The sequence below is a fragment of the Streptomyces sp. NBC_00400 genome (assembly GCF_036048035.1).
In the GTDB taxonomy this organism is placed as follows: Bacteria; Actinomycetota; Actinomycetes; order Streptomycetales; family Streptomycetaceae; genus Streptomyces.
On sequence record NZ_CP107940.1, the window covers coordinates 2,082,771 to 2,095,000 of the forward strand.

The following is a 12,230-nucleotide window of genomic DNA, read 5'->3' on the forward strand; positions in this document are numbered from 1 at the left end:
CCTCCATACTGGACGCTCCCTCACTCCGCGCGCATCCATTGCTCCATGACCGACAACAGATGATCGGTATCCACCGGCTTGGTCACATAGTCGGAGGCTCCGGAGTCGATGCTCTTCTCCCGGTCGCCCTTCATCGCCTTCGCGGTCAGCGCGATGATGGGCAGTCCGGCGAACTGCGGCATCCGGCGGATCGCCGCCGTGGTCGCATAGCCGTCCATCTCCGGCATCATGATGTCCATCAGGACCAGCACGATGTCGTCGTGCTGCTCCAGCACCTCGATGCCCTCGCGCCCGTTCTCCGCGTACAGCACCGAAAGCCCGTGCTGCTCCAGGACGCTGGTGAGCGCGAAGACATTGCGGATGTCGTCATCGACGATCAGCACCTTCTCGCCGTGGAAACCGCCCTCGAAAGCGGGATCCACCAGATCCTGGCCGTTGCCGATCCAGGGCTCCTCGACGGGCTGCTGCGCGACCGGCTGCGGCGGCGCCTCGGGCGCCTGGGGGGCCTGGGGGGCCTGGGGGGCCTGCGGGGGCGCCGTGGACGGCTGCTGCCGTCCCGGCAGCTCGAAGCGGCGCGCAGAGCCCGAAATCGCCCGGCGGCGGCGCCGGTTGAGGCTGCCCCCGGAGTCCAGCTCACGGCCCTGCTGCTCTTCGGCCTCCTGGCGCCCGACCTCCGTCTCCCGCGCCTCCGCGTCCATCGCGATCCCGCCGGCCACCAGCTGCGGATAGCCCTGCGGCGGCAGTCCGCCCGGGTTGTGCGGGAGGTAGAGCGTGAACGTGGAGCCGCGGTTGGGCTCGCTCGCGGCATGGATCTCGCCGCCCAGCAGCCGGGCGATCTCCCGGCTGATGGACAGACCCAGGCCCGTACCGCCGTACTTGCGGCTGGTCGTGCCGTCCGCCTGCTTGAACGCCTCGAAAATGACCCGCATCTTGCTCGACGCGATGCCGATACCGGTGTCGGTCACCGAGAAGGCGATCATGTCCGCATCCGGGTCGCGCAGCGAACCGTGCTCCAGCAGCTGCTCGCGGATGGCCACCGGGACATCCGCCCCGGCCGGCCGGATCACCAGCTCGACGGCGCCGCTGTCGGTGAACTTCACCGCGTTGGACAGCAGATTGCGCAGCACCTGCAGCAGCCGCTGCTCGTCGGTGTGCAGGGTGGCCGGCAGCTCCGGGGAGACCCGTACGGAGAAGTCGAGCCCCTTCTCCGCGGTCAGCGGCCGGAACGTGGCCTCCACGTAGTCGACGAGCTGGACCAGCGCGATCCGCGTCGGGCTGACGTCCATCTTCCCGGCCTCGACCTTGGACAGGTCCAGGATGTCGTTGATCAGCTGGAGCAGGTCGCTGCCGGCGCCATGGATGGTTTCGGCGAATTCGACCTGCTTCGGGGAGAGATTCCCCTCGGCGTTGTCGGCGAGCAACTTGGCCAGAATCAGCAGGGAGTTCAGCGGCGTCCGCAGCTCGTGCGACATGTTCGCCAGGAACTCCGACTTGTAGCGCATCGAGACCGCAAGCTGCTCGGCACGCTCCTCCAGGACCTGCCGCGCCTCCTCGATCTCGGTGTTCTTCACCTCGATGTCGCGGTTCTGCGCACGCAGCTGCTCGGCCTTCTCCTCGAGCTCGGTGTTGGACAGCTCCAGCGCCTTCTGCCGGCTCTCCAGCTCGCCCGAGCGCTCCTTGAGCTGTTCGGTCAGCTCCTGCGACTGCTTGAGCAGCACCTCGGTCTTGGTGTTGACCGAGATGGTGTTGACGCTGGTCGCGATCATCTCGGCGATCTGGCTGAGGAAGTCCTTCTGGATCTGGGTGAACGGCTGGAAGGACGCCAGCTCGATCACGCCGAGCACCTTGTCCTCGAAGAGCACCGGCAGCACGATCACATTCGCCGGCGGCGCCTCGCCCAGCCCGGAGGCGATCTTGAGATACCCGGACGGGACGTTCTCCACCAGGATGGTGCGCCCCTCCTCCGCGGCCGTGCCGATCAGCGTCTCGCCCGGCCGGAAGGTCGTCGGCATCCCGCCCATGGCGTAGCCGTACGAGCCCATCAGCCGCAGCTCGTAGGCGCCCGCCTCGCCGCCGTCCGCGCCGATCTCCTGGCTGTCGGGCTGGGCGGCGAGGAAGAACGCGCCGTGCTGGGCGGAGACCGCGGGCGACAGCTCGCTCATGATCAACGTGGCGACGTCCTTGAGGTCGCGACGGCCCTGCATCAGACCGGAGATCCGGGCGAGGTTGCCCTTGAGCCAGTCCTGTTCCTCGTTGGCGAGGGTGGTCTCGCGGAGCGTGGAGATCATCGTGTTGACGTTGTCCTGGAGCTCCAGGATCTCGCCGGCCGCGTCCACGTCGATCCGGACGTTGTGATCGCCGAGGGTGACCGCCGCGGCGACCGCGGCGATGGCCCGCACCTGACGGGTCAGGTTCCCGGCCATCTCGTTCACCGACTCGGTCAGGTCCCGCCAGGTGCCGGCCACGCCCCGCACCTGCGCCTGACCGCCCAGCTGGCCTTCCGTACCCACCTCACGGGCCACTCTGGTGACCTGCTCCGCGAAGGACGACAGCTGGTCGACCATGGTGTTGATGGTGGTCTTCAGCGCCAGGATCTCGCCCCGCGCATCGATGTCGATCTTCTTGGTCAGATCACCCTTGGCGATGGCGGTGGTGACCATGGCGATGTTGCGGACCTGGCCGGTCAGGTTGTTGGCCATCGAGTTCACGGACTCGGTGAGGTCCTTCCACGTACCGGCGACGCCGGGGACGCGGGCCTGACCGCCCAGGATGCCGTCGGTGCCCACCTCACGGGCCACCCGGGTGACCTCGTCGGCGAACGATGACAGCGTCGTGACCATCGTGTTGACCGTGTCGGCGAGCTGCGCGACCTCGCCGCGCGCCTCGACCGTGACCTTCTTGGTCAGGTCTCCGTTGGCGACCGCCGCCGAGACCTGGGAGATGTTGCGCACCTGGATGGTCAGGTTGTTGGCCATCAGGTTCACGTTGTCGCTGAGGTCCAGCCAGATCCCGGTCGCGCCCGGCACCCGCGCCTGGCCGCCCAACTGGCCCTCGGTGCCCACCTCACGGGCCACTCTGGTGACCTGCTCCGCGAACGACGACAGCTGGTCGACCATCGTGTTGACGGTCGTGACCAGTTCCAGGATCTCGCCCTTGGCATCGACGGTGATCTTCTTGGACAGATCACCGCGGGCCACCGCGGTCGTCACCTCGGCGATGTTGCGCACCTGCGAGGTGAGGTTGTTCGCCATGAAGTTGACGGACTGGGTGAGGTCCTTCCAGGTACCGCTGACACCCTGCACCTCGGCCTGGCCGCCCAGGATGCCCTCGGTGCCCACCTCACGGGCGACCCGGGTGACCTGCTCCGCGAACGAGGAGAGCTGGTCGACCATGGTGTTCAGGGTGTTCTTCAGCTCCAGGATCTCGCCCCGGGCGTCCACGTCGATCTTCTGCGACAGGTCACCGCGGGCCACCGCCGTGGCGACCTGGGCGATATTGCGGACCTGGGCCGTCAGGTTGCCGGCCATGCCGTTCACCGAGTCGGTCAGATCGCGCCAGACGCCGGCGACGCCCGGCACCTGTGCCTGGCCGCCCAGCCTGCCGTCCGTACCGACCTCCCGGGCGACCCGGGTGACCTGCTCGGCGAAGGCGGAGAGCTGGTCGACCATCGTGTTGATGGTGTTCTTCAGCTCCAGGATCTCGCCGCGCGCGTCCACGTCGATCTTCTGCGACAGGTCGCCACGGGCGACCGCCGTCGTCACCTGCGCGATCTGCCGTACCTGAGAAGTCAGGTTCCCCGCCATGAAGTTGACGGAGTCGGTCAGTTCCTTCCAGGTGCCGCTGACGCCGTCCACCCGGGCCTGGCCGCCCAGCCGGCCCTCCGTGCCCACGTCCCTGGCCATCCGGGTGACCTGGTCGGCGAACGACGACAGCTGATCCACCATGGTGTTCACGGTGTTCTTCAGCTGCAGCATCTCGCCGGAGACATCGACGGTGACCTTCTGCGACAGATCACCGTTGGCCACCGCGGTCGTGACCTGGGCGATGTTGCGCACCTGCCCGGTCAGGTTGCGGAAGGCGGTGTTCACGGAGTCCGTGAGGTCCTTCCACGTCCCGGCCGCCCCGGGCACCGCGGCCTGGCCGCCCAGCTCGCCCTCGACACCGATCTCCCGCGCAACGCGCGTCACTTCGGCGCCGAACGACGACAGCTGACCCACCATCGTGTTGACGGTGTTCTTCAACTCCAGCATTTCACCGGCCACATCGACGGTGACCGTCTGCGACAGATCACCGTTGGCGACCGCCGTCGTCACCTGCGCGATGTCCCGCACCTGCGCCGTCAGGTTGCGGAAGGCGGTGTTCACCGAGTCGGTGAGGTCCTTCCATGTCCCGGCCGCGCCCGGCACCTGTGCCTGACCGCCCAGCTGCCCCTCGGCACCGACCTCGTTCGCCACCCGCGTCACTTCGTCCGCGAAGGTCCGCAGCGTCTCGGTCATGGTGTTGATCGTGTCGGCCAGCTGCGCGACCTCGCCGCGTGCACTGACCGTGACCTTCTGCGACAGATCGCCATTGGCGACGGCAGTGGTGACCTGGGCGATCCCGCGCACCTGAGCGGTGAGGTTGCCGGCCATGAGATTGACCGAATCCGTCAGGTCCTTCCACACCCCGGCCACGCCGGGGACCTGCGCCTGACCACCGAGCTCGCCCTCGGTGCCGACCTCACGGGCGACCCGCGTCACCTCGGAGGCGAACGAGGAGAGCTGGTCGACCATCGTGTTGACGGTGTTCTTCAGCTCCAGCATCTCGCCGGAGACATGGACGGTCACCTTGCGCGACAGATCACCCTTGGCCACCGCCGTGGTGACGAGAGCAATGTCACGCACCTGGGCCGTCAGCCGGGACGCCATGGTGTTGACGGATTCCGTGAGGTCCTTCCACGAACCCGACATTCCGCGCACCCGCGCCTGGCCGCCGAGCTTGCCCTCCGTACCGACCTCACTGGCCACTCTGGTGACCTCGTCGGTGAACGCGGAGAGCTGGTCCACCAGCCCGTTGACGGTCCGGCCGACCTTCAGGAATTCACCCCGCAGAGGGTGCTCCGAAGAGCTGTCCGAACTGCGCGACCGCAGATCCATCCGCTGTTCCAGGTCGCCCTCGGACACCGCCGACAGCACCCGTCCCACCTCGGAGACGGGCCGTACGAGGTCGTCGACCAGAGCATTCGAGGCGTCGATCGCCGCGGCCCAGGAGCCCTCGGCGGCGCCGACCTCCAGCCGTTCCGTGAGCTTTCCCTCACGACCGACGACCCGCCGCACCCGCGTCAGCTCGCCCGTCAGATGCAGATTGCGATCCGCAACCTCGTTGAAGACCGCCGCGATCTCCGACATCACGCCATCGCCGGAAACCGTGAGCCGCTTGCGGAAGTTCCCGTCCCGCATCGCGACCAACGCGACCAACAGCCGATTCAGCGCAGCCGTATCCACCTCGGTCGTCCCGTTGTTCCGGGATCGTCCGCCTTTCGCGCGCGTGCTTGCGCCCCGCGCCGCTGCGCCAGACTCCACCGTGTCCCTCCCGCAAGGGTCGACCGTTCTACCCGGGCTTTCTCTTGATACGTGCCCAGTGTTTCACCATGGCCCAACCAGGCCATAACAGTTCGGCAGCATCGCACACCGTCCCGGGGCACGATTGGGGCGGAAACACACGTGACCGGCATCCTCGGGTGCGGCGAAGGTAAGTAACCTGGCATACGGCTGTCCACCGTCCCGGCCATCGAGCACGGGCAGTGGTGGAGGCACCACAGGTTTATTCGGAGGGGCGCCGCGAGTATGGGGGAGCAGATCACCGACACACGCATGAGGAGACCAGTGATCACCGCGCGGGCCGCCGCAACCTTCGAGCCGGTCGGGCGCTCGGTCGCCACTGCCCGTGCATTCGTCCGCGACACCCTCCAGGGCTGGGGCTGCGCCGACATCATCGACGACGCCGTGGTGCTGACCAGCGAGCTGGTCACCAACGCCGTGGTGCACGCCGGCACCGCCGCCGATGTGCTGTGTCTGCGCAACGACGACGGCGTACGGATCTCCGTCGCCGACCGCTACCCCGAACGCGAGATCCCGCTCCAGAACGCCGGCCAGGTCGTCGTCCACCCGGACCGCGAGGGCGGCCGCGGCCTGCTGCTGTGCGGCGCGCTCGCCACCCGCTGGGGCGTCGAGTACACCGCCGCACAAAAACACGTATGGTTCCAGCTCGACCTCCCCGAACGCCCGGCCGGCACCCGTTCCGCCGGCCCCGCCCTGCCGGTGGACGCCCTCCCGGTCGCCGAGACCCGCGTCCGGGTCGCGGTGATCCAGATCGACCGCGGCGGCTGCATCAGCTTCTGGAACGAGGACGCCCAGGGCCTCTTCGCCTACGACCCCGAGCAGGTCATCGGCAAGCCGCTCACCGACTTCGCCGCCTGGCCGCACACCCCGGGAACCGGCACGGGCATCGTCGAGGCCCTGCAGCTCTCCCGCTGGGAGGGCTCCTACGGCATCCGTGGCTCGGACGGCCGGGTCGTCCCCGTCTACGCCTCCCACCTGCGCGTCCGCGACGCCGACGGCGAGGCCTCCACGGTCTGCCTCCTGGTACGCGACCACGAGCGCGCCATCCTGCAGAGCCCCCAGCGCACCCCCGCCCCGGACGCCGCGTCCCAGGCCGGCCGGTCGGAGGGACGCCTCGCCGACCCCTTCGAGGTCTTCATCGGCTCACCGGCCCCCGACGACCTCGACGGCCTGCTCCAGCGCACCGTCGAACGGGCCCGCGACATGCTCGACGGCGACGCCGCCTACCTCCTCCTGGCCACCGACGACGAGACCGAACTGGAGGTCCGCGCCTCCACGGGCCTGCCCTCCGCCCGCCAGCGGTTCGCCCGCGTCCCCGTCGAGGCCGGATCCGGACGCTACGGCTCCGCCCGGATGCCCGCCGTCCACGAAGACCTCACCGCGGTCCCCGGCGCCGTCCCCCTCCTCAGCGGCACGGGCATGCGCTCGGTCGTCACCGTCCCGCTCAAGGTCGAGGGCCGGCTGACCGGCTCGCTCGGCGTCGCCGCGGAGGGCGCCGGCCGCTACACGAACGAGGAGGCGCTGCGTCTCCAGTTCGCCGCCGACCGCATCGCCCTCGCCGTCGAACGCGCCCGCCTCACCGAGCTGGAAAAACTCCGCCGCGGCTCCCTCTCCTTCCTCGTCGAGGCCTCCGACCTGCTGGCCGGCACTCTCGACCGGGACCAGACCCTGGCCCTGATGGCCCAGATGACGGTCCCCACCCTCGCCACGTGGTGCGCCGTCTACACCGTCGCCGACCAGACCTCCGAGCCCGAGCTGTCCTATGTGCTGCACGAGGACGAGGACCGGATCGACGGCCTCAAGACGCTGCTGATGAAGGTCGACCCGCCCGAGCCGGTCCCCACCCCCGGTGCCCGTGTCTGGACCGCCCCCGGCGACGCCGCGCACGACGCCGCCCTGCGCACCTCCATGCGCAGCCTGGGCCTGGGCAACGCGGCCCGGCCCTCCACCGGCCCCGGCGCCACCCTCGCCACCGCCTCCGCGGTGGGCGGCGAGACGGTCGTCCTTCCCCTCGTCGCGCGCAACCGCGTCATCGGCATGCTGACCCTGGGCAAGCCCACCGAGGAGCACTTCCGCCAGGAAATCCTCGAACTCGCCGAGGACCTCTCCCGCCGGGCCGCACTCGCCCTGGACAACGCGCGCCTCTACTCCGAGCGCACGGCCATCAGCCAGTCCCTGCAGCGCAGCCTGCTGCCCCCTGAGCAGCCCGCGATCCCCGGCATGGAGGTCGAGGTCATCTACCGCGCGGCCGGCGAGGGCAACGAGGTCGGCGGCGACTTCTACGACATCTTCCCGATCCGCGACGGCGCCTACGGCTTCGCCATCGGTGACGTCTGCGGTACGGGCCCGGAAGCGGCCGCCGTCACGGGCCTGGCCCGGCACGCGCTGCGCCTGCTCGCCCGCGAGGGTTTCGGCGGCCCCGCCGTCCTGGAACGCCTGAACGCCGCCATCCTCGACGAGGGCGCCCGCAGCCGCTTCCTGACGCTCCTTTACGGCGAGCTCTGGCCCCAGGCCGACGGCAGCGCCGTCCTCAAGGTCGTCTGCGCAGGCCACCCCCTGCCGCTCCGTCTCCGCCAGGACGGCACCGTCGAGCCGGCGGCCGAACCCCAGCCGCTCCTCGGCGTCATGGACGATCTGGAGCTCTACGAACAGACCGTCAGCCTCGACCCCGGCGATGTCCTGCTGTGCGTCACCGACGGCGTCACCGAGCGCCGCGAGGGCACCCGCATGCTCGGCGACGACGGCCTCACCGACCTCCTGACCACCTGCACGGGACTGACCGCCGGCGCCGTCGCCGCCCGCGTGCTGCGCGCCGTGGAACGCTTCGCCGCCGAACCTGCCTCCGACGACATGGCCATCCTCGCCATGCGCATCCCCGAGGCCCCGGCGGACTGACCCCCGGGGAGCGGCCGATGCCCACCACTCACGGGCCCCGGCCGCTCCCCCACCCCCAACCGCCGCCCACGACGCGGCCCATGGCTCGCCTCCGCGGCGCTGATACGACATCACCGGACCGGCAATAAACCGGCAACGGACCGGCATACGACAAAGACCCCCGCCGAATGGCGGGGGCCTTTGTCCTCTGGAGCCCCAATACGGAATCGAACCGTAGACCTTCTCCTTACCATGGAGACGCTCTGCCGACTGAGCTATTGGGGCGCGGCAACGGAATAGATATTACCCCAACTCCGCGTCGTCTTCTAATCGTCGGCCACCTGGTCCACCGATACCCGGCTAAAAGGCCGGCTGCAGCAGCCCGCCGAGCGCATTGCACGCGCCGACCATCTTGTGGAGCTCCCGCCGTGACATCCCCGCGTGCACGGGCAACGCCAGGGTCTCGTCCACCGCCCGCTCGGTCTCCGGCAGAAAGACATCCCGCCGCAGCCCCGGCATCCGGTACACCGGAGCCAGCACGGGCACCTTGCACGCCACGCCCTTGGCCCGCAGCGCCCGCGCGAACGCATCCCGGTCAGGCCGCCCGTTGCCGGGTACCCGCACCACATACTGCTCGTAGGTGTGCCCGGCCGCCGGTGTGGGCGTCCGGACCCCGCTGAGCCTGCCGTCCAGGTACGACGCGTGCGCCCGCCGCAGCTCAGCGCCCTCCGGGTCCGCCCCGGCTTCGTTCTCCACGAGCACCAACAGCCCGCGCCGCTGGCCCACTTCACGGATCCACCCGGTGTCCGCCTGCCGACCGAACCGGTGAATCGCCACGACCGCGGCCGTCTGGCTGGTCACCACGTCCGACACCGCGGCCGGGTCCAGGCAGTAACTGTCGCCGTCCACATCGGCGAACACCGGCACCGCGCCCAACTCCAGCACGGCCCGGGCCACCTCGGCGTTGCCGTACGCCGGCACCACGACCTCATCACCAGCACTGACACCGGCCGACTTGAGCGCTCCTACTGTCCGCATGAAACGGATCCTGCTCAGGGCAGATGAACGTCGAGTTACACCCACCACCCGAAAATCAGAACAAAAAAGCTCCGGTCCCTGAACCATCAAGGTTCAGGGACCGGAGCTGAAAAATTGTTCGGCGGCGTCCTACTCTCCCACAGGGTCCCCCCTGCAGTACCATCGGCGCTGAAAGGCTTAGCTTCCGGGTTCGGAATGTAACCGGGCGTTTCCCTAACGCAATGACCACCGAAACACTATGAAGTTGACCAACCCGGCACAATCACAGGTCGTTACTTCAGAACCTACACAGTGGACGCGAGCAACTGAGGACAAGCCCTCGGCCTATTAGTACCAGTCAACTCCACCCGTTACCAGGCTTCCATATCTGGCCTATCAACCCAGTCGTCTACTGGGAGCCTTAACCCCTCAAAGGGGGTGGGAGTACTCATCTCGAAGCAGGCTTCCCGCTTAGATGCTTTCAGCGGTTATCCTTTCCGAACGTAGCCAACCAGCCATGCCCTTGGCAGGACAACTGGCACACCAGAGGTTCGTCCGTCCCGGTCCTCTCGTACTAGGGACAGCCCTTCTCAATACTCCTACGCGCACAGCGGATAGGGACCGAACTGTCTCACGACGTTCTAAACCCAGCTCGCGTACCGCTTTAATGGGCGAACAGCCCAACCCTTGGGACCGACTCCAGCCCCAGGATGCGACGAGCCGACATCGAGGTGCCAAACCATCCCGTCGATATGGACTCTTGGGGAAGATCAGCCTGTTATCCCCGGGGTACCTTTTATCCGTTGAGCGACGGCGCTTCCACAAGCCACCGCCGGATCACTAGTCCCTACTTTCGTACCTGCTCGACCCGTCAGTCTCACAGTCAAGCTCCCTTGTGCACTTACACTCAACACCTGATTGCCAACCAGGCTGAGGGAACCTTTGGGCGCCTCCGTTACTCTTTAGGAGGCAACCGCCCCAGTTAAACTACCCACCAGACACTGTCCCTGATCCGGATCACGGACCCAGGTTAGACATCCAGCACGACCAGAGTGGTATTTCAACAATGACTCCACCATGACTGGCGTCACGGCTTCAAAGTCTCCCACCTATCCTACACAAGCCGAACCGAACACCAATATCAAGCTATAGTAAAGGTCCCGGGGTCTTTCCGTCCTGCTGCGCGAAACGAGCATCTTTACTCGTAATGCAATTTCACCGGGCCTATGGTTGAGACAGTCGAGAAGTCGTTACGCCATTCGTGCAGGTCGGAACTTACCCGACAAGGAATTTCGCTACCTTAGGATGGTTATAGTTACCACCGCCGTTTACTGGCGCTTAAGTTCTCAGCTTCGCCACACCGAAATGTGACTAACCGGTCCCCTTAACGTTCCAGCACCGGGCAGGCGTCAGTCCGTATACATCGCCTTACGGCTTCGCACGGACCTGTGTTTTTAGTAAACAGTCGCTTCTCGCTGGTCTCTGCGGCCACCACCAGCTCAGGAAGTAAATTCCATCACCAGCAATGGCCCCCCTTCTCCCGAAGTTACGGGGGCATTTTGCCGAGTTCCTTAACCATAGTTCACCCGAACGCCTCGGTATTCTCTACCTGACCACCTGAGTCGGTTTAGGGTACGGGCCGCCATGAAACTCGCTAGAGGCTTTTCTCGACAGCATAGGATCATCCACTTCACCACAATCGGCTCGGCATCAGGTCTCAGGCTTCATGCTGTCCGGATTTACCTGGACAACGCCCTACACCCTTACCCCGGGACAACCACCGCCCGGGCTGGACTACCTTCCTGCGTCACCCCATCACTTACCTACTACCACCTTGGATCAGCGGCTCCACCACTCCCCTTTGTCCGAAGACTCCAGGGCGGCTTCACGGCCTTAGCATTAATGGATTCGATATTGGGCGCTTCAAAGCGGGTACCGGAATATCAACCGGTTGTCCATCGACTACGCCTGTCGGCCTCGCCTTAGGTCCCGACTTACCCTGGGCAGATCAGCTTGACCCAGGAACCCTTAGTCAATCGGCGCACACGTTTCCCACGTGTGTATCGCTACTCATGCCTGCATTCTCACTCGTGAACCGTCCACAACTCGTTTCCACGGCTGCTTCACCCGGCACACGACGCTCCCCTACCCATCACAACGGACGTTGGTCCTCATGCTGCAATGACACGACTTCGGCGGTGTGCTTGAGCCCCGCTACATTGTCGGCGCGGAATCACTTGACCAGTGAGCTATTACGCACTCTTTCAAGGGTGGCTGCTTCTAAGCCAACCTCCTGGTTGTCTCTGCGACTCCACATCCTTTCCCACTTAGCACACGCTTAGGGGCCTTAGTCGATGCTCTGGGCTGTTTCCCTCTCGACCATGGAGCTTATCCCCCACAGTCTCACTGCCGCGCTCTCACTTACCGGCATTCGGAGTTTGGCTAAGGTCAGTAACCCGGTAGGGCCCATCGCCTATCCAGTGCTCTACCTCCGGCAAGAAACACACGACGCTGCACCTAAATGCATTTCGGGGAGAACCAGCTATCACGGAGTTTGATTGGCCTTTCACCCCTAACCACAGGTCATCCCCCAGGTTTTCAACCCTGGTGGGTTCGGTCCTCCACGAAGTCTTACCTCCGCTTCAACCTGCCCATGGCTAGATCACTCCGCTTCGGGTCTTGGGCACGCTACTCAACGCCCTATTCGGACTCGCTTTCGCTACGGCTTCCCCACACGGG

General features: G+C 66.5%; 3 protein-coding genes, 1 tRNA gene and 2 rRNA genes (1 of these 6 only partly in view). 1 reads left to right on the plus strand and 5 read right to left on the minus strand.

Going from position 1 to position 12,230, the window contains the following annotated elements:
* Nucleotides 1-20 precede the first annotated feature (20 nt).
* Nucleotides 21-5,561: a HAMP domain-containing protein gene (locus OHS81_RS09105; RefSeq protein WP_328384134.1), complete on the minus strand. Its 5,541-nt coding sequence runs from the start codon at nt 5,559-5,561 to the stop codon at nt 21-23.
* Between the two features lie 291 nt (nt 5,562-5,852).
* On the opposite strand from OHS81_RS09105, the gene OHS81_RS09110 reads away from it, so the two are divergent.
* Nucleotides 5,853-8,495 (plus strand): SpoIIE family protein phosphatase, encoded by a 2,643-nt coding sequence (locus OHS81_RS09110; protein ID WP_328384136.1) that lies wholly within the window; start codon nt 5,853-5,855, stop codon nt 8,493-8,495.
* Between the two features lie 188 nt (nt 8,496-8,683).
* Here the strand turns inward: OHS81_RS09110 and OHS81_RS09115 are convergent.
* From OHS81_RS09115 to OHS81_RS09130, 4 genes are all read right to left on the minus strand, one after another.
* Nucleotides 8,684-8,759, minus strand: a tRNA-Thr gene (locus tag OHS81_RS09115).
* 75 nt (nt 8,760-8,834) lie between these two features.
* Nucleotides 8,835-9,512 (minus strand): DegT/DnrJ/EryC1/StrS family aminotransferase, encoded by a 678-nt coding sequence (locus tag OHS81_RS09120; RefSeq protein WP_328384137.1) that lies wholly within the window; start codon nt 9,510-9,512, stop codon nt 8,835-8,837.
* A 116-nt stretch (nt 9,513-9,628) separates the two neighbouring features.
* Nucleotides 9,629-9,745 (minus strand): 5S ribosomal RNA (gene rrf, locus OHS81_RS09125).
* 74 nt (nt 9,746-9,819) lie between these two features.
* Nucleotides 9,820-12,230, minus strand: a 23S ribosomal RNA gene (locus tag OHS81_RS09130); it runs 710 nt beyond the window's last position.

What these genes read in the sequence shown, in the direction of transcription:
- OHS81_RS09110 (WP_328384136.1), top strand. Translation starts at nt 5,853, where the DNA reads ATGAGGAGACCAGTGATCACCGCGCGGGCCGCCGCAACCTTCGAGCCG.
- OHS81_RS09120 (WP_328384137.1), bottom strand. Translation starts at nt 9,512, where the DNA reads ATGCGGACAGTAGGAGCGCTCAAGTCGGCCGGTGTCAGTGCTGGTGAT.